The following is an 18,507-nucleotide window of genomic DNA, read 5'->3' as shown; positions in this document are numbered from 1 at the left end:
ATGTATCCGGTGAGGCGCCGTCCACGGAGCCCGAGCAGGCGGCGGACGCCGAGCCGCAAGCGCCGTCATCGGAGACGGAAGACACGTGGGGTACGGAGGCGGCGCTCGGTGAGCCCGCGGGCACGCCGGAGCCGGGACAGGCCGCTGAGGAGCCGGACGCGGCGGCGGTCTCCGCGTCCAACTGGGAGTTGCTGGAGGCGGAGCTGCAAGCCGCGTCAGCCCAGTCCCGGGATGACGAGGCGCCGCAGGCGTCGGGCGTGGGGGATGACTGGTTCGACGAGGAGTCTACCGAGACGCCGAAGGAGGAGCCTCGCAGCATCGGGGAGGATTGGTTCGACTCGGATGCGGAGGCGTCGAGCCCCGCGCCAGAGGCGCCGCCCGTCGTCGAGACGCCTGCCCCGGGCGCCGGAGGCTTCGCGGTCCCCGCGCTGATGGCGCAGTGGCAGGCCCAGCAGGAGGAGGCGGAGCGTCAGCTCGAGGAAGCTCACTCGCGTGTGAGCTCTGTCACCGAGGCGCTGGAGCGGGAAGCCGCGCTGCGCCGCGAACTCGAGCAGCAGGTCCAGGGGCTCCAGGATCGGCTCGCGGCGGAAGAAGAGGAGCGCTCGCGGGAGTCCTTGCTGCGGGCGGAAGCCGAAGCGGCGCTGGAAGGGCTCCGTCAGCGGGAGTCGCCTTCGTCCAGGGGCGCCGCCAGGGCGGCCCTGGCGGGCGATGCGCAGGAGACTGGCGACCTCGCGGCGCTGCGCGAGGAGCTGGAAGCGCAAGTCCGGCTCCGCGAGGAAGCGGAGACGCTCACCGCCGAGGTCGAGGCCCAGGTCCGCCGGTTCGAGGATGCCTGCGCGGAGGCGGAGCTGCGGGCCATCGACGCGGAGGCCCGCGTGGAGGCCGAGACGCAGGCCCGTGAGGCAGCGGAGCTTCGCGCCGCGGCGAGCACGCAGGCCTTGCAGGAGCTCGAAGCGCGCCTGGAGTCGGAGGCCGCGGGGCGCGTCGTTTCGGAGGTTCGCGCCGAGTCGGAGTCCAAGGCGCGTCAGGCCGCGGAGCGCCGGGTCGAGTCCGCCGAGGACCTGACCTCGGTGTCGGAAGCGCGCATCGACGCGGAGGCCCGTGCCCGCGAGGCCGCGGAGGTCCGCGCCGAGGTGGAGGCCCAGTCGCGGCTCGAAGCGGACACGCGTGCGCAGCGCCTGTCGCGAGCCCTTGAGGAAGTAGAGGCCCGCGCGGAGCTGGCGGCGCGTGCCCAGGCGGAGGCAGAGGCTCGCGCGGAGCTGGCGGCGCGTGCGTTGGCGGAGGCGGAAGCCCAATCGGAACTGATTGCTCGGGCCCTGGCAGACGCCGAGGCGCGTGTGCAGGCGGAGCTCGGTGCGGGCGCCCGTGCGGAGTCCGTAGCCACGGCGCTGGCCGAGGCCGAGGCCCGAGCCGAGATTGAATCCGCGGCCCGTGTGGATGCCGAAGCACGGCTGGCGTCAGCGGAGGCGGCGCTTGCCGAGGCCTCCGCGCGAGCGGAGATTGAGGCAACGGCGCGCGCCGACGCCGATGCTCGGATGGAATCGGTCGCGACGGCTCTGGCTGAGGCGGATGCCCGGGCGGAGATTGAGTCCGCGGCTCGCGTGGACGCCGAGGCGCGTCTGGAGTCCATCGCCACGGCGCGTGCCGAGGCCGAGGCCCGAGCAGAGATTGAAGCAACGGCGCGTGCCGAGGCAGAAGCCCGGGCCGAGTTTGAAGCAACGGCGCGTGCCGAGGCAGAAGCCCGGGCCGAGGTTGAGGCAACGGCGCGCGTGGAAGCTGAAGCGCGTGCTGAAGCCGAGGCGTTGGCTCGCCAGACGGCGGAAGCCCGCGTCACCTCCGAGTCTGATGCGCGCACCGGACAGGAAGCGGAGGCCCGCGCAAACGCAGAGGCCCGCGCGGAGAAGGCGGAAGCCCGGGCTCAGCAAGAAGCGGAGCTACGTGCAAACGCAGAGGCTCAGGCTGACCGCGAGGCTGCGGCCCGGGCGGAGGCCGAAGCCCGAGCGGAGCAAGACGCCGCTGCACGACTTGAGGCCGAAGCCCGCGCTGAGCGCGCGACAGCTGCGCTGAAAGAAGCCGAGGCCCGAGCTGAGGGCGCAGAAGCCGCATTGCAAGAAGCGGAGGCCCGAGCTGAGGGCGCGGCGGCTGCGCTGAAAGAAGCCGAAGCCCGAGCTGAGAGCGCGACGGCTGCGCTGAAAGAAGCCGAAGCCCGAGCTGAGAGCGCAGTAGCCGCATTGCAAGCCGCGGAGGCCCGAGCCGAAAGCGAGGCCGTCGCGCGACGCGAAGCCGAAGCCCGCGCGGCAATCGAGTCCGAGGCACGAGCCGCAGCCGAGGCCCGCGCCGAAGCAGAGGTCGCCGCACGGTCCGAAATAGAGGCCCGCGCCGAGCGCGAGGCGAAGTTGCGTGCGGCAATCGAAGTCCGTGCGGAGAGCGAGGCGTCCTCGCGAACCGATGCGGACACGCGTGCTTCCCGTGAGTCCGAGGCCCGAGCCGCCGCCGAGGCGCGTGCCGAGCACGAGGCCACATTGCGCGCCGAAGCCGAGGTGCTCGCGAAGGCGGAGACCCAGGCTCGCGAGAAGGCGGAAGCACAGGCTACCGCGGAGGCGGAGCGCCGCGCCGAAGCCGAAGCCCGAGCCGAACGTGAAGCGCAGGCCCGCGCCGAAGCCGAAGCCCGCGCCGAGCGCGAAGCGCAGGCCCGCGCTGAAGCGGAATCTCGCGCCGAGCAGGAGGCCCAGCAGCGCGCCGAAGCAGAAGCACAGGCCCGGCGAGAAGGAGAGTCCCTCGCCGCCGAGAAGGCACGCGCCCGAACGGAAGAAGAACACCGCGTCACCGCCGCCGCCCAGGCCGAAGCCGAGTCCCAGGCACGGCGCGAAGCGGAAGCCCGCGCCGAAGCTGCCCTGAAGTCCGCCGAGGAGGCGGAAGCCCGAGCCGAAGCCGAGGCGAAGCGCCGCGCCGAGGCCGAAGCTCGCGTCCAGCAATCCGCACAGGCCGAAGCCGAAGCGACCGCCCGCGCGAAGGCCGAAGGCCGCCACCGAACGGCCCTCGAAGTCCGCCTGGACGCGGAGGCAACGCAGCGCACGACGCTGGAATCCCGGCTCGAAGAAGAGTCCCGCGCCCGCAGCGAGTCCGAGTCCCGGCTCCTCGCGGAGAACACCAGAATCTCCGAGGAACTCGCCGAGCTCCGCCTGGAGTACCAGCAGTCCCGAGAGAACCTGGCGAAAGAGCGTGAAGCACGCGAGTCCCTCGAGCAATCCCTGGAGGCGCTGCGCACCGAGTCCGCCGAACAGCGGGCCCGCTCCGAACGCGAGCGCCTGGAGCTGGAGGAGCGCGCGCTCCGAGACGCGGAGGACGCCGCCGCCCAGGCCCGGGCATCCATGCTGCCCCTGGAAGCACCTCCCGGCAGACCCGAGCTGGCCGTGGCCCGCAGTGGCAGCGTCACCCAGGACGGCCTGACCAAGCTGGTGCTCCGGCTCTGTGAGGCCCGCATGGAGATGCGGTTGGAGCTGAAGGTGATGAACGCCCTGCGCGTCCTCTGGCTGCGGGACGGGGCGCTTGTGGGCGCCGTCTCCTCCGCGCAGGGGGAGACGTTGGTCGACCGGGCCCGCGCAGACGGGCTCATCGACGCGCGGCAGGAAGGCGAGCTGCGGCTGGTGCGCAGCGCCACCACGGCCGCGCTGCTGGACGCACTGCGGGGCCGGGGCTACCTGCGGGAGTCCGAAGCCGTGCCCCTGGTCCAGCGCTACACCGAGCAGGTCTTCCTGGACGCGCTGGCGGAGCCCTCGACGCTCTACCGCCTGGTGCCGGAGCCGGCGCCGCACGAGGTGGCGCTCGCCGCCGCCACGCGTCCGCCGCTGCACCTGTTGGCCGAGGCACTGCGCAATACCCTCACCTCCGAATCCTTGCTGGAGGCCGCCGGGAGCCTGCGCGCGCGCGTCACCCGTGGCGACATCCACCTGGCCCCGGATGACTTCGGCCTGCCTTCGCGGGACCTCCAGCTCCTGTCCCAGGTGGACGGAGAGCACACGCTGGAGGCGCTGCTCCTGGGCGCGGGGCTGCCGCAGGACTCGGCCTTGAAGTCGCTCGCGGTGGCGCGGACGCTGGGGCTCGTCTCGCTGGAGCCCGCCACGGATGAAGACGCGGGTGACCTGCCGCCGGAGCTGGACGTCCGGCGCCTGGAAGCCAAGTTCGAGGAGATCCAGGACGCGGACTACTTCGCGGTGCTGGGGCTGGCCCGCTCGGCGGGGGGCGAGGAGGTCAAACGCGCCTACGAGCTGCTGGCCGCCGAGTTCCACCCGCTGCGTTTCGCGGGGCATCCCGACCCGGCGCTCCAGCACCGTGCGCAGCAGATTCGCACCGTGCTCGCCGAGGCCGCCCAGGCCCTGGGAGACGACCGGCTGCGCGCGGAGTACGCCCGGAGCCTGCTCGACTGACGCCCGTCGGACGGACGGCCTCCCGGGAGTGCAGGGCGGCCCACCCGGGGCGGTTGCCCGTCCGCTCCGGTGAGATTAAGACGGCGTCCATGGTCCGTGAGATCCTCATCTGGCCCGACCCTGTCCTGAAACAGAAGGCCAAGCCGGTGGCGAAGGTGGATGACTCCACCCGCACGCTGGTGAAGGACATGTTCGAAACGATGTACTCCGCTGAAGGCGTGGGCCTGGCCGCCCCGCAAATCGGCGTGCTCCAGCGCGTCATCGTGCTGGACACCACGCACAGCCAGCCGGAGCTGAAGCCCATTGCGATGATCAATCCGGAGATCATCGCCATGGAAGGCGACACGACCTACAACGAGGGTTGCCTGTCCATCCCTGGCGAGGCCGCGGATGTCGACCGGGCCGCCGTGGTCACCGTGAAGTTCCTGGACCCGGACGGTCAGGAGCAGACGCTGCGCTGTGACGGGCTGCTGTCCATCGCGGTGCAGCACGAGACGGACCACCTCAACGGCACCGTCTTCGTGGACCACATCTCGTCCCTGAAGCGCGAGTTCATCCGCAAGCGGATGAAGCGCCTCAAGACTTCGCGCGAGCGCGAGGCGAGCGCGCCGGCGTCTCCGTAGCGCCGGCGTCCTTCTGGACCTTCACGCCCTTCTTCGGGCACAGGTCCGCGACGACGCAGCGCTCACACGCGGGCGAGCGGGCAAAGCAGGTCCGCCGCCCGTGCCACACCAGGAGCTGGTGGCCCAGGGCCCACCGCTCCGACGGCAGCACGGCCTGCATGTCTGCTTCCACCTTGTCCGGGTCCGCCTTCGTGGTGAACCCGAGCCGGAAGGCGAGCCGCTTCACGTGCGTGTCCACGGGGAAGGCCACGTCGCCTCCCAGGTGGATGCACACCACGCCCGCCGTCTTGCGGCCCACGCCTGGCAGCTTCTCCAGCGCGTCCCGCTTCAAGGGAACCTGCCCGGCGTGCTCCTGCACCAGCGACCGCGCGGCCGCGACGATGTTCTTCGCCTTGGCGCGGTACAAGCCGCAGGTGCGGATGAAGGGCTCCACGTCCGACGGTTCTGCTTCCGCATAGGCCTGGGCGTTGGAGAAGCGCTGGAAGAGGGCCGGCGTCACCATGTTGACGCGCTTGTCCGTGCACTGCGCGGAGAGGATGACAGCCACCAGCAGTTCCAGGGGCGTCCGATAGTCCAGCTCGATGCGGGCATCCGGCATGTCCGCGGCCAGGCGGTCCATCACCAGCAACGCGCGCTTTCGCTTCTCGGCGACTGTCTCACGTCCAGGCACGGCGCCGTTGTATGTCACACCGGCTGCGAGCCCAAGCACCGGTTGGACGCACCCATTCGGGGAGATTCATGAAGCGCATCGACTTCCGTTCCGACACCGTCACTCAGCCAACGGCCGCCATGCGGCGCGCCATCGCCGAAGCCGAAGTGGGGGATGACGTTTACGGTGAAGACCCCACCGTGCTCCGTCTGGAGGCACGAGTGGCCGAGCGGCTCGGCCTGGAGGCCGCCGTCTTCGTGCCCTCGGGGACGCAGGCCAACCAGTTGGCCATCGGCGCGCATTGCCGGGCGGGCGACGAGGTGCTCACCGAGGCAGGCAGCCACATCCTCCACTACGAAGGGGGCGCGGTGCCCGCCTTGTGGGGCGTGCAGCCGCAGCCGCTGCCAGGACAGCGCGGTCTGCTGTCGCCGGAGGACGTGAGCGCGGCCGTGCGCGAGGACAACATCCACAACCCGCGTACGCGCCTGCTGTCGCTGGAGAACACGCACAACCGGGGTGGTGGTTCGGTATGGCCGGTGGAGCACTTCCGAGCCGTCGTGGAAGCGGCGCGCAAGGCGGGGCTGGCCGTCCACCTGGATGGAGCCAGGCTCTTCAACGCCGGTGTCGCGCTAGGCGTGCCGGTGTCCGCCTGGGCCGCGCTGACGGACACGACGTCCGTGTGTTTCTCGAAGGGCCTGGGCGCTCCGGTGGGCTCGGCCCTGGCGGGGCGCGCGGACGTCATTCGCGAGGCGCGCCGGCTGCGCAAGCGGCTGGGCGGTGGCATGCGACAGGCAGGCATCCTGGCGGCGGCAGCGCTGCATGCACTGGAGCACCATGTCGAGCGGCTGGCGGACGACCATGCGAACGCCCGCAGGCTGGCCGCAGGGCTGGCGGAGCTGCCCGGCGTGAAGGTGGAGGCTTCGCGGGTGGAGACCAACATGGTCTTCGCGGAGTTCTCCCGGTCCGCTCTGGAGATGGTGGCGCGGCTGGAGCAGCACGGGGTCCTGACGAACCCCGCGGGGGCTCCTCGGACGCTGCGCCTCGTCACCCACCTGGATGTGTCCACTGCCGACATCGATGAAGCCCTGCAGCGCATCCGCCGCGCCGTGGGTTGAGCACACCCTTGGGGTGAAGCGCGCGTCCGTGGACATCTCTGGGCGCGCACACGGGGTGGGGAAGGAGCGCTCCGGGCGGGCCATGGTAGGCTCGCACCGCCGTGCGCCGCCTCAGCCTCCTCGCCTTCGTTACAGCTTGTGCCTGCGCTACCCGTGGCGCGGAGCCGAAGATGAGTTTCGAGGAACTCTACGCCACCTCGGCGTCACAATCGCGCGCGCCAGATGCAGCGCCCGCGCCCCTCCGAGTGCGACCACCCGCGCCGGAGACGGCTCCGGAGCTGCATGCCGTGCTCGCCGCCTTCGCGTCGCGAGCACAGGGCCTTCGTCAGCAGGTGGCGCGAGGCGGGACGATGCCCGCCGCCCAGGTGGAGAATTGGGAGCAGGTGACCTTCGCATTGGACGGCTTCCTGTCGCGCCCCGCGGCGCCGCGCGTCGGCTCGGGTGATTTGCTGCAGGCCCAGAGCGTCCTGGAGGCCGAGCTGGAGCGGGACGGCTTCACCTATGGCGATATGCCGGCCCCGCTGGCCGAGGCGGTGGTGTTGCGCGTGGGCCGGCTGGCGCTGCGCACCGCCGAGCTGCGCCGCCTGGAGCAGCCGCCCGAGCCTGCCGAGGAGGCGCTTCCGCGCTTCTCCTGGCCGGTGGATCCGGTGTCCGTCACCAGTCTCTTCGGCTACCGCTGGCACCCCGTGACAGGCGTGCACCGGCGCCACCTGGGCGTCGACCTGGCCGCGACGCAGGGCCAGCCCATCTACACGGCGGACAAGGGCGTGGTGCTGCGTGCGGGCCACAATGGCGACCATGGCCTCCAGGTGGAGGTCCAGCATGAGGGGCGCTGGGTGACGCGCTATAGCCACCTGTCCCGCGTGCTGGTCGACCCTGGAGAGGTGCTGGAGCGAGGCAACGCCGTGGGGCTGGCCGGGGAGACAGGGCTGGCCACCGGCGTCCACCTCCACTTCGAGCTGTGGCGTGACGGCCAGCCCATGGACCCGCTGGAGGCGCTGGGTGACGCGGAGCCGCCTCCGGAGCCCATGCCGTCGGTGGCCCGTGGGCCCGTAAGCCGCTAGCCCGCAATGCAACAGGGGCGCCCCCTTTCAGGTGAGCGCCCCTGAGCGAAATCCCTCGGCGATGGCCTAGAGGGAGTTCTTCAGCTCCTTGGCGGGCCGGAAGCCGATCGTCTTCGACGCCTTGAGCTTCATCATCTCGTTGGTCTGGGGGTTGCGAATCTTGCGAGCCTTGCGCGACCGAACCGACCAGGTTCCAAAGCCGGGATAGCTGAAGCGGGCGTCTTTCTTCACCGCTTTACCGATATTGGTGAAGACGATGTCGAGGATCTGCGCCGCCGACTTCTTGGTGAGACGTGTCTGCGCCGCCACCACCTCGACGAGTTCTGCCTTGGTCATTACGCCCCTCCGTCCGTTGTCTGGCCTTGAAGTGCTTTAACCCGGCTGGTGGTAACAAATCGCTCTTTTCCCTGTCAATGCCGGCCGCGGTTTGAGGCCGGAAAATCGGCCTCCAGACGAAAAGTTGGCCCTCTGAAACACCGGGCGTAGGAAGAGTGTGGAGAGTCGCTTCCGATACATCATCGCGACCCATCCGCAGTGAATTGGAAAAGTGCTGTGTGTGATCGTGTTTTGAAGAAAGTCTTTGGAATATTGATCACTTGCGAAGGGGGTCTGATCGCGGCCGCGTGAGCCCCGGCGGGAAGGCGCTAGGATGCTTGCTTGCGTGCGTTTTCGAACCTTCCTGCCTTTGATCCTGCTGCTCGCCAGCGCCTGCCGGAGCCCTCCGCATCGCGAGGCGCAACCAGCCGTGTCGTCCCCGGCCTCTGGCACCCTCTGGGTGGACGCGGCTGGTGTGGAGCCTGGCGACGGCTCGCGTGAGCGCCCGCTGCGCCAACTCGGCGAGGCACTGGCGCGGCCCGGAGTCCTGACCGTGCGGGTAGCCCCTGGGCGCTACACAGGGCCCTTCCTGATCCCACCCGGAGTTCGGGTGGAGGGGCAGGGGTCCGGGGTGGTGCTGCAAGCAGAGGGCGCTGCTCGCACGGCCATTTGGGTGGGTGGAAGTGTGGAGCTGTCGGATTTGGTCGTCCAGGGTGGGCTGTGGGGGATGGAGGTCACGGACGGCGGCCACGTCCGGCTGGCGCGGGTGGGCTTCAGCGGGCAGGTGACGGGAGCGGTGCGTGTGGAGGCCGGGCGGCTGGACGTGGAGGACAGCCGGTTCGAGGCGGCGCCAGCGGCCATGGTGGGGGTGTTGCTGGAAAGCGGACGGGCCTCCCCTCCGAAGGGTGGCGGGCAATCGGCACCGCGCGACGCCTCGTCCAAGCCCGAAGTGCTGTCGAACACGGACGGATCCATGCACGTACCTCACGACAGCGAGGCCGCCACGGATGCTGGAGCGCAGCAGGAAGGCCCGAGACATGCCGGAGCCATCGTGGAGGCGCACATCCGGGGAAGCACCTTCACCGGCCCCTACCGTCGAGCCGTGCGGCTGCGCGGCGCGGACGTGCGGGCCACGTTGGAGGACCTCCAGTTCACGGGTGCCGCGACAGCAGTCGGCGTGGACGGTGCGTACGCCGAGGTGCGGCGCTCCTCCGCGGAAGGTGGGCTGGCGGCGGCTTTCTCGGTGATGGACGGCACCCTCATCCTGGATGCGGTCTCCGTGACGGGGCACGAGTACGGCGTGTCCGCCATGCAAGCACGCAGGCTCGATGTGCACCGCTTCACGTCGGTGCGGGCCATTCGGGCCGGAATGGGACTGCTGATGTCACGCGTCCGGCTCCGGGACATCGTGGTGCGGGACAGCGGCGCCTATGGCGGGCTTCAGTTCTCGGGCGGGGACCTGGACGTCCAGGGCGTTCGGGTGGACGGCGCCGGCGAGTACGGGGTGATGGCGCTGCGTGGGAAGCTGCGGCTTCGTGACGTGGACATCCGCCGGGTGCACACGGCGGACGGTGTCACCGGAGATGGCCTGCACCTGCGTCAGGTCGAAGCGGACGTGGAGGGCGTCGTGGTGCGCGATGCACAGGGGGTGTGTGTCCTCACAGCGCAGAATGCCCGCGTGTCACTGCGGGGCGCGAAGCTGGAGACCTGCGGGTACGTGGGCCTGCTATCGGACACCCTGGCGCGCATGAACGCCGTCAACGTGGACATTCAAGGGGCGGCGACGGCGCTGGGCGCTCTGGGAGACGGCGAGTTGCGTGTGGAATCCCTCTCCGCGAGTGGCCTGGAGACGGGGTTCGTCCATGCGGAGTGCGAAGGCGCCACGCAGGTGTACCTGAAGAAATTCCGCTCTGAGGACACGCGGGGCCTCTCGGCGCGCTGTGTCCACGCCAGTCCGAAGTGAACCGGCACGACAGCAACGGTTGCTCCCTCCCGCTGGATGCTCACGGGACGGAGCGCTCCGGCTCGCGAGGCTCTTCTTCCACTGGGTTGGGAGCGGGGGCGGTGATGGCGGCGGGCAGGGCGGAGGCATGGCGCTCCAGCCACTCGCGGATGACGGGATAGACCTCCGACGGCGCGCCGGTGCCGAAGATGAGGTCCCCGTGCCCGTAGTTCATCTTGTCGCCATGGTCCGTGCCGAAGATATGCAGCGTGCGGTCGGGCGCGGTGGCGAGCGCGAACTGCGACTCCACGTTGGCCGGCGTGGCCAGCCGGTCCGAACTGCCGCCCATGATGAGCAGCGGAAGCTGGAGCTGTGCGATGCCAGCGCGCCAGTCCTTCGTGCGGTCGAAGGAGCGGAACATGTCGTGCTCAATCCAGTCCTGGAACTGAAGCAGCACCTTGCGGCTCATCGACGACATCATGTTCGCGTAGACCTGCCGCTGGATGCGCGGGGGGATGTGCTTGGGGTTCACCAGCAGGTCCGACAGGGGCAGGGTGATGTAGCCCAGGAACGGCGCGAGGCTGGCGCTCATCCACTCCTGCCGGAAGCGTGCGGGCCAGGCGGCACGGACGCCCATGGAGATGAGCGTGCGCAGGAAGGGCTCCGACTTGAAGTGCACGGGAGCGCCCAGCGCGAGCAACCCCGCAAGCTTCTCCCCGTGCGGGCCTTGCGCGACGCCGTAGCCCACCAGCCCGCCCAGGGAATGGCCGAGCCAGAAGGCGCATTTCGCACCCGTCTCCTTCAACGCCAGCTCCAACAGCGCGGGTCCATCCTGGAGGATGTGGTCGTCGATGGTGAAGTCCGTGTACTTCCGACCTCGAGGCGGCCGGCGTGAGTGCCCGGTGCCGCGCCACTCGACGCTGAAGCAGTCGAAGCCCGCTTCGGTCAGATAGTGCGCGACGGAATAGGGGGGCTCGAAGTCGAAGGTGAACCGGTTCGCCGCGAGCCCGTGGCACAGCAGCACGGGCTCCTCGAATCGGCGCACGGCCGCGCGTCGCGCGTGAATCACCAGCTCCCATCCGTCCTCGCAGCGGGCGCGGAGGACCTGGGGCAACTCCGCCCTGGGTCGGTACCATCGTCGCACGGCCACGACCCAAAGGACGTTCCACAGAACGAGTGCGACCCCGGCGACCAGTACCCACACCACCCACCGCGAAGCATCCATGCATCCTCCTCTTCAAAAATAAAACCCTGCTAAGGTCGGTTCACCCGCCGTCCTGCCGCCGGGAAGTCACGGCCATCAGAGGAAGTCGAGGGAATGATGAAGTTGCGGAAACTGATGTTCGTGCTGCCGAATCTCTTCACCGTCACGTCCATTTTCTGCGGCTTCTACGCCATCACCTTGTGCACGGGGGACGCCGAACCGGTGCAGCTGTACCAGGCGGCCCTGGCCATCTTCTTCGCCATGTTCTTCGACGGCTTCGATGGCCGGGTGGCCCGGCTGACGAAGACGCAGAGCGACTTCGGCGTGCAGCTCGACAGTCTGGCGGACGTCATCTCCTTCGGAGCAGCGCCCTCTCTCCTGGTGTACAAGTGGGCGCTCGAGCCCCTGGGCTTCATGGGGCTGTTCATCGCGTTCTCCTTCGCGGCCTGTGGTGCATTGCGTCTGGCGCGCTTCAACGTGCTGGCGGCACGCAACCCGCACGGCGGCGGTGGCAGCTTCTTCGTGGGCCTGCCCATCCCCGTGGCGGCCGGAATGCTGGTCTCCGTCATCATCTCCCACCATGCGGCGACGCAAGGGGAACCCCTGGCCGAGAGCGCCGTGGTGCCCATGGCGGTGGCGGTGGCGGGCCTGGCGCTGCTGATGGTGTCGACGGTGCGCTACCGCACCTTCAAGGACACGCGGCCCAACCGGAAGAGCGCGCTGGCCTTCATGCTCGTGGTGGTGGGCGGCACGGTGATCGCCACGCAGTTGCACCCGGCCTGGGTGCTGGTGGCGTGCTGCGGCGCCTACCTGGCGCTGGGGCTGGTGGAGTCGGCGGTGCTGGTCCGCAGCCGGCTGGCCGCTCGCAAGGGGGCGGCCCCCTGCGCGGTGGCCGCGGTCGCGGTGGCCACGGTCATCGACGACGAGGAAGAAGAGGACGCGGAGTCCAGCCAGGGCAACGACGGGCCCGCGTACCTCTGACCTGGAGGACGCTGTTTCTCGCTCGGCCCCCTTCCAGACCAGGGGGCGTTGCGGCTTGAGTGCGCTTCGGTCCGTGCCCAGCCGTCCGGCTGCCGCTAGGATGCGCGGCCCATGCGCGTCGAGCTGCTGTGCACCGGTGACGAGCTCGTCACCGGCCTCATTACGGACACGAACAGCACGTACCTGGAGGCCCGCCTCTTCGACCTTGGCATCAAGGTGGAGCGCGTGGTCCTGGTGGGTGACGTGCGGCCGGACATCACCCAGGCGCTGAAGGAAGCCGCGTCGCGAGCGGACGTGGTGGTGGTTTCGGGGGGCCTGGGGCCCACGGCGGACGACTTCACCCTCGAATGCGCCGCGGAGGCCGCGGGCGTGCCGCTGGAGGAGGATGCCCAGGTCCTCGACTGGCTGCACCTGCGCTACGCCGCGCGAGGCCTGTCGCCCAACCCGAGCGCCCTGCGCATGGCCCGCGTCCCCCGGGGCTCCGAGCCCGTGAGGAACCCCGAGGGCTCCGCGCCCCTCGTCGTGATGAAGCTGGGTGGCGCCCAGTTGTTCTTCCTTCCGGGGGTGCCCCGTGAGTTCAAGGCGCTCCTGGAAGGCGAGGTGCTGCCGCGGATCCGCGCGACGCTGGACGCCCGCCCCGAGCGCACCTACCGGGCCTTCCGGCTGTTGCGCACGGTGGGTATTCCGGAGTCGGAGCTCGACATGGCGGTTGCCCCCATGGGACCCCGGCATCCCCGCATCGTGTTCGGCTTCCGCACCCACGCCCCCGAAAACCACCTGAAGCTGATGGCGGAGGCTTCCTCCCAATCGGAGGCGGATGCCGCGCTCGCCGCCGTGGAGGTGGAGTGCCGCCAGATGCTGGGCACGAAGCTCTTCGGTGTGGACTCGGAAGCGTACGCCGCGGTGGTCCTCGAAACGCTTCGTCGGGCGGGCGCCACGCTGGCCGTGGCGGAGAGCTGCACCGGCGGCCTCATCGCCCAGCAGCTCACGGCCGTGCCGGGCTCCAGCGAGGTCTTCATCGGCGGCGCGGTGGTGTACTCGGAGAAGATGAAATCCGCATGGGTGGGCGTTCCTCCCGACGTGCTCGCACGGCACACCGCTGTCTCGCGCGAGACGGCCGAGGCCATGGCGGAGGGCGTGCGCGATGCCTGTGGCACGACCTATGGCCTGTCGGTGACGGGATACGCCGGCCCTGGCGGCGGCACGCCGGAGGACCCCGTGGGCACCGTGTACTGCGCGCTGTCGGCGCCTGGCGTGCCCACCCGCTGTGAGCGCATCTCTGTCACCGGCGACCGCGACCGCGTGCGCCTGTTCGCCGCTTCCCACACGCTTGAAATGCTGCGGCAGCACCTGCTCGCCGCGCCCGCTACCCCATGAGCCGTTCCAAGTCCAAGCGCCCCCGTCCGCCCTCCTCCGAGCCGGGAGCTTCCGAACCGGCCGCGTCAGGAGCGCCCGCTGTCGCGCCCGTCGCTCCGCACCAGGAGGCGGGGCCCGCAGCCGCCAGCGCGCCAATCCCTTCCGCCGAGCCCGAAGCCGCCCCGCCTTCGGTGTCACCGCCCGCGTCCTCACCGGGCACCCCCGTGTCGGGAGGCCTGCCGCTGAACGTCGCGCGTGTGTGGCTGTCCGCCTACCGCGTGGAGGTGGTGCTGTTCGTGGTCGCCTTCGTGGTGCTCGCCAGCTTCAGCTCCCAGCGCTTCCTGCGCCAGAGCGCCGCGCCTCACTTCGTCTATCAGGCCCAGGCGTGGATGGAGGGGCGGCTGGACGTGGACCCGCAGGTGCTGCCCAACATGGAGGACTGGGCCTGCGTCCGCATGGTGAACGGCGAGAAGGTCCGTTGCTCCGGACGCCCGCTCCCAACGGACCGCTGGTTCGTGAGCTTTCCGTCCTTCCCCGCGGTGGCGATGTTGCCCTTCGTCGCACTGCACGGCTACCAGTTCAACGACACCTCGTTCGGAGTCATCGTCGGTGCGCTGGCGGTGGCGCTCTTCTTCTCGTTGCTGCGCTTCCTGGCGAAGGAAGGGGAGACGGAGCGCAACCGCAACGAGAACGTGGCCTTGGCGCTCATCCTCGCCTTCGGCACCCTGTTCTTCTACTGCGCCATCCGGGGAGAGGTCTGGTTCAGCGCCGAGGTGATGGGTGTGGCGCTCACCTGTCTCTACGTGCGAAACGCCGTCCGGGCGCATCGTCCGCTGCTCGCGGGTCTGTTCTTCTCCATGGCGACGCTCACGCGGACGCCCTTGCTCTTCACGGGGCTCTTCTTCGTGCTGGAGGCGCTGTGTCCCGGGCCGGAGCCTCGCCTGGCGCAGCTCAAGGCCCTGGCGCGAAACTGGAAGCCCGCCGCGAAGAAGCTGGGCCTCTTCACGTTGGGCGCCGCGCCGCTGGCGGGGCTCGCGGCCGCGTACAACGTCTACCGCTACGGCCGGCTGAGCGAGTTCGGGCACGCGTACCTCTTCAACAACCGCGTCAACGCGGACATCGACCGCACGGGGCTCTTCAATTGGGAGTACCTGCCACGAAACCTGGAGGCGGCCTTCCTCAAGCTGCCCTCGGTGTCCTTGTCTCCGCTGAAGCTGGGCTATGACCCGCACGGGCTGACGCTGCTGCTGACGCTGCCGCTGCTCGTCTTCCTGTTGGTGCCGAAGACGCGCCCGCGCCTGCATTGGCCGGTGTGGCTCACCGTGGCGGTGTGCGCGCTGCCCGGACTCTTCTATCAGAACACCGGTTACATGCAGTTCGGCTTCCGGTTCAGCCTCGACTACACGCCCTACCTCCTCCTGCTCTTCGCATTGGGGGGCTGGTCCCTGCGGAATCGGGCGGTGATGGCCGCGGTGGCGCTTGGCGTGTTGGTGAACTTCTGGGGAGCCGTGGCTTTCCGCGGCTACACGGAACTTGTTCGGAACTGGTAGCGCCCTACGTTTCATGGGCTTGAATCCTTCGCGCTCCACGCGCAGATGAGAGACGTCATGCAACCACCCACTGGACAGCCGCCTCCCGGCAAGCGCTGGCACACCCGTGAGGACAGCGGCATCCGCCTCGACGCCAGGATGCGCTGGTGGCACGACGACGAGCCCATCCTCCATCCCAAGATCATCGAGCTCTTCAACGCCTCGCTCGTGCTGGATGACGCGGACCGCTACCAGCTCCGCATTGGCAACGACTGGTGCTTCATCCAGGTGGAAGGCGCCGCCTACGAGGTCCGGACAGTGGACGTCACCCCCGATGAGCGGGTGTCCGTGCGCCTGAGCGACCGCACCGCCGAGGCGCTGGACGTCGCCAGCCTGCATCTGGACGCGGACGGCGTGTTGTCCTGCCGAGTGAAGCAGGGGCGGGCCCAGGCGCGCCTCTCGCGCGACGCGCAGTACCAACTCGGACAGCTCCTGGAGGAAGGGCCCGACGGCGGGCTCGTGCTGAATGTCGGTCAGCGCAAGCTCGCCGTCCCGGTCGAGCTGGACGCGTTGGCGTCCTCCGTCTAGGCCGCGGCCTCCACCGGCGCGGGCGAGGAGGGCAGGGCGGAAGTCCCCGTAATCTCCTTGCCCAGCGCTTCCAGCACGTCGGGATGTTCGCGCAGCCACTCGGCGGCGCGCTCCCGGCCCTGGCCGATGCGCTCTCCGCGCAGGCTGAAGTGGCTCCCCGACTTCTCGATGAGGCCCGTGGCCACGCCGAGGTCGAGCACTTCCCCCACGCGGTGGATGCCGCTGCCGTACATGAGGTCGAACTCCGCTTCCTGGAAGGGCGGGGCGACCTTGTTCTTCACCACCTTCACGCGCGCCTTCGAGCCCACGACGGCATCACCGTCCTTGATGTTGCCCGTGCGGCGAATCTCCATCCGCACGGATGCGTAGAACTTCAGCGCATTGCCACCCGTGGTGGTTTCCGGATTGCCGAACATCACGCCAATCTTCATCCGAATCTGGTTGATGAAGATGATGCAGGTGCCTGAGCGGCTCACCGCGCCCGTCAGCTTGCGCAGCGCCTGACTCATCAGCCTCGCCTGGACGCCCATGTGCGCGTCCCCCATCTCGCCCTCGATTTCGGCCCGTGGCACCAGGGCCGCCACCGAGTCGACGACGATGAGGTCCACCGCGCCGGAGCGCACCAGGTGCTCCGTGATTTCCAGCGCCTGTTCGCCGGTGTCGGGTTGCGATACGAGCAACTCCTCCACACGGACGCCCAGCTTTCGCGCGTAGGACACATCCAGCGCGTGCTCCGCGTCGATGAAGGCCGCCACGCCACCCGCCGCCTGGACCTGTGCAATCGCATGCAGGGTGAGCGTCGTCTTGCCCGAGGACTCGTTCCCGAAGACCTCCACCACACGGCCCCGGGGATAGCCGCCCACGCCCAGCGCGCGGTCCACTCCCACCGAGCCGGAGGGGATGACGGCGACCTTCTGTTCGCGTGCTTCCCCGCCCAACGTCATCACCGAGCCTCGTCCGAACTGCTTCTCGATGCTCGCTACCGCCGCCGCCACCGCCTTCAGCTTCTCCGCCAGCTTGCTCATCGCGTCTGTCACTCCCTCGCCGCCCTTGCTGTGTTGGGTGCCGCCTCCAAGGACGCCGTCATGGCGCCGCCAGCGCGGCGGACAGGCAGATGAGCAACACCTGTGCCGCCCGCTCCTCCCGCTGAGGGGCGGGAGTGCAGGTGTCCGGGTACGTGGCTGTGTGTCCAGAAGTGCGGAGTGTGCGCGTGCCACTCCGACAGTCGGATGAGAAACAAGCATGGGAGCCCATGCTTGGCGGCATGGCGCATGGCGCTTTGCGTTGAAGATGGGCTGGACGGGTATGACCTTCCCTGCGTGAGCCCGAAATCAAAGCGCGAAGACCTGCCCCACGTGGTCATCCTCGGCGGTGGTTTTGCCGGCCTCTACGCCGCCCGCCATCTCTACAAGGCACCCGTGCGCGTCACGATGGTGGACCGGCAGAATCACCACCTGTTCCAGCCTCTGCTCTACCAGGTCGCCACGGCGACGCTGAGTCCCAGCGAGATTGCGGCGCCGCTCCGGGCGGTGCTGGGGCACCATCAGGTGGCGGTGGTGCTGGCGGAAGTGACGGGCGTGGATACGGCTGGCAAGCGCGTGCTGCTCTCCGACGGAGAGCTGAACTACGACTACCTCGTCATCGCTACGGGGGCCACACACTCCTACTTCGGCAATGACGCCTGGGCTCAGTTCGCCCCCGGCCTGAAGTCCATCGAGGACGCGCTGGCGATTCGCCGGCGGATCCTGGTGGCCTTCGAGCTGGCGGAGCGGGAGACGGACCCGGAGATTCGCCGCTCGTTACTCAACTTCGTCATCATCGGCGCCGGACCCACAGGGGTGGAACTCGCGGGCTCGTTGGCGGAAATCAGCCGGCATTCGCTTCATGGCGACTTCAGGAACTTCGATCCGCGGGACGCGCGCATCATCCTCATCGAGGGCGTGGACAAGGTCCTGCCCGTCTATCCAGATGACCTGTCACAGAAGGCCTGCCGAACACTCGAGAAGCTGGGGGTGGAGGTCCGTACGGGAGCTCGGGTCACCAACATCACCGAGCAGGGGGTCTTCATCGGGCAGGAGTTCATCCCCGCGAGGACGGTATTGTGGGCCGCGGGCGTGGCGGCATCGCCGGTGGCGAAGTCGCTGGGCGTCGAACTCGACCGGTCCGGGCGCGTGCTCGTCACTCCTGAGCTGACCGTGCCGGGCCACGACGATGTCTTCGTCGTCGGTGACCTGTCCGTGCTCAAGGATGCGGAGGGCAAGCCGGTGCCAGGCCTTGCTCCTGTGGCCATGCAGGAAGGCAAGCACGCCGCCCACAACATCCGCCGCCAGTTGCAGGGCAAGCCGATGACGCCCTTCTCGTACTGGGACCGCGGCTCCTATGCGGTGATTGGCCGAGGCCACGCGGTGGGCATTGCCTTCCGCAGCTTCAAGCAGGCGGGCTTCGGTGCCTGGATGGCCTGGCTGCTCATCCACATCACCTTCCTCATCGGCTTCCGTAGCAGGCTGGCGGTGCTGCTCAACTGGGCCTACTCGTACCTGACGTTTGGCAAGTCGGCGCGCATCATCACCGGCCCTTCGCCTCGCCTGGACCGGCTCCAGCCCACCCACGCCTTGCCGGAGGGTGGGCAGACACCGTCCATCCCGGAGCCCCGCTTCCAGACGGCGGCGTCTCACGTGGAGCCCGCGACGACCGGGACGCACTGACGCTCGCGA

General features: G+C 69.4%; 14 protein-coding genes. 10 read left to right on the top strand and 4 right to left on the bottom strand.

Annotation, left to right across the window (positions count from 1 at the left end; all coding sequences use genetic code 11):
* The coding region (locus FMP39_RS29490; protein WP_228558439.1) for a DnaJ domain-containing protein at window positions 1-4,427 on the top strand (4,427 nt) is incomplete at its 5' end.
* Window positions 4,428-4,516: 89 nt separating this feature from the next.
* Window positions 4,517-5,050, top strand: coding sequence for a peptide deformylase (gene def, locus FMP39_RS29485; RefSeq protein ID WP_140873620.1), 534 nt, complete (start codon window positions 4,517-4,519; stop codon window positions 5,048-5,050).
* Here the strand turns inward: def and nth are convergent.
* On the bottom strand, window positions 5,004-5,720 hold the full coding sequence (nth, locus tag FMP39_RS29480; RefSeq protein WP_255508565.1) for an endonuclease III: 717 nt from the start codon (window positions 5,718-5,720) through the stop codon (window positions 5,004-5,006). The genes def and nth overlap by 47 nt on opposite strands.
* A 68-nt stretch (window positions 5,721-5,788) precedes the next feature.
* Here nth and ltaE point away from each other — a divergent pair, with 68 nt between their 5' ends.
* Both ltaE and FMP39_RS29470 read left to right on the top strand, forming a co-directional pair.
* Window positions 5,789-6,814: a low-specificity L-threonine aldolase gene (gene ltaE / locus FMP39_RS29475; RefSeq protein ID WP_141593437.1), complete on the top strand. Its 1,026-nt coding sequence runs from the start codon at window positions 5,789-5,791 to the stop codon at window positions 6,812-6,814.
* Between the two features lie 101 nt (window positions 6,815-6,915).
* The gene (locus tag FMP39_RS29470; RefSeq protein WP_141593436.1) at window positions 6,916-7,878 is read left to right on the top strand and encodes a M23 family metallopeptidase; all 963 of its coding nucleotides are present in this window, start codon (window positions 6,916-6,918) and stop codon (window positions 7,876-7,878) included.
* Between the two features lie 66 nt (window positions 7,879-7,944).
* Here the strand turns inward: FMP39_RS29470 and FMP39_RS29465 are convergent, their stop codons facing one another.
* Complete coding sequence (locus tag FMP39_RS29465; protein ID WP_002635502.1) at window positions 7,945-8,214, bottom strand: HU family DNA-binding protein; 270 nt, start codon at window positions 8,212-8,214, stop codon at window positions 7,945-7,947.
* 409 nt (window positions 8,215-8,623) lie between these two features.
* Here FMP39_RS29465 and FMP39_RS29460 point away from each other — a divergent pair, with 409 nt between their 5' ends.
* Window positions 8,624-10,156, top strand: a complete 1,533-nt coding sequence (locus tag FMP39_RS29460) for a DUF1565 domain-containing protein (RefSeq protein ID WP_228558438.1) — start codon at window positions 8,624-8,626, stop codon at window positions 10,154-10,156.
* Window positions 10,157-10,196: 40 nt separating this feature from the next.
* Here FMP39_RS29460 and FMP39_RS29455 read toward each other — a convergent pair whose 3' ends face one another.
* Window positions 10,197-11,360 carry an alpha/beta fold hydrolase gene (locus FMP39_RS29455; RefSeq protein ID WP_141593434.1) on the bottom strand — a complete coding sequence of 388 codons (1,164 nt, stop codon included), beginning with the start codon at window positions 11,358-11,360 and terminating at the stop codon, window positions 10,197-10,199.
* Window positions 11,361-11,453: 93 nt separating this feature from the next.
* Between FMP39_RS29455 and pssA the strand changes: the two genes are divergently transcribed.
* From pssA to FMP39_RS29435, 4 genes are all read left to right on the top strand, one after another.
* Window positions 11,454-12,320, top strand: a complete 867-nt coding sequence (gene pssA / locus FMP39_RS29450; RefSeq protein ID WP_141593433.1) for a CDP-diacylglycerol--serine O-phosphatidyltransferase — start codon at window positions 11,454-11,456, stop codon at window positions 12,318-12,320.
* Window positions 12,321-12,431: 111 nt separating this feature from the next.
* A complete protein-coding gene (locus FMP39_RS29445; protein WP_141593432.1) occupies window positions 12,432-13,697 on the top strand; it encodes a CinA family nicotinamide mononucleotide deamidase-related protein in 1,266 nt (421 codons plus the stop codon).
* Window positions 13,694-15,226, top strand: a complete 1,533-nt coding sequence (locus FMP39_RS29440) for a hypothetical protein (RefSeq protein ID WP_141593431.1) — start codon at window positions 13,694-13,696, stop codon at window positions 15,224-15,226. The genes FMP39_RS29445 and FMP39_RS29440 overlap by 4 nt, the downstream gene beginning before the upstream one ends.
* Before the next feature lie 57 nt (window positions 15,227-15,283).
* Window positions 15,284-15,793, top strand: coding sequence for a DUF1285 domain-containing protein (locus FMP39_RS29435; protein WP_186817702.1), 510 nt, complete (start codon window positions 15,284-15,286; stop codon window positions 15,791-15,793).
* On the opposite strand, the gene recA is transcribed toward FMP39_RS29435, so the two are convergent.
* The gene (recA, locus tag FMP39_RS29430) at window positions 15,790-16,818 is read right to left on the bottom strand and encodes a recombinase RecA (RefSeq protein WP_141593430.1); all 1,029 of its coding nucleotides are present in this window, start codon (window positions 16,816-16,818) and stop codon (window positions 15,790-15,792) included. The genes FMP39_RS29435 and recA overlap by 4 nt on opposite strands.
* Window positions 16,819-17,112: 294 nt before the next feature.
* Here recA and FMP39_RS29425 point away from each other — a divergent pair, with 294 nt between their 5' ends.
* Entirely contained in the window at window positions 17,113-18,498 is a 1,386-nt protein-coding gene (locus FMP39_RS29425) for an NAD(P)/FAD-dependent oxidoreductase (protein WP_141593429.1), read from the top strand.
* The last annotated feature ends 9 nt before the right edge of the window (window positions 18,499-18,507 follow it).

This window comes from Myxococcus sp. AB056, from assembly GCF_006547365.1.
In the GTDB taxonomy this organism is placed as follows: Bacteria; Myxococcota; Myxococcia; order Myxococcales; family Myxococcaceae; genus Myxococcus; species Myxococcus virescens.
The sequence above is the reverse complement of the archived record's forward strand: the minus strand, read 5'-3'. Positions and strand labels throughout refer to the sequence as shown.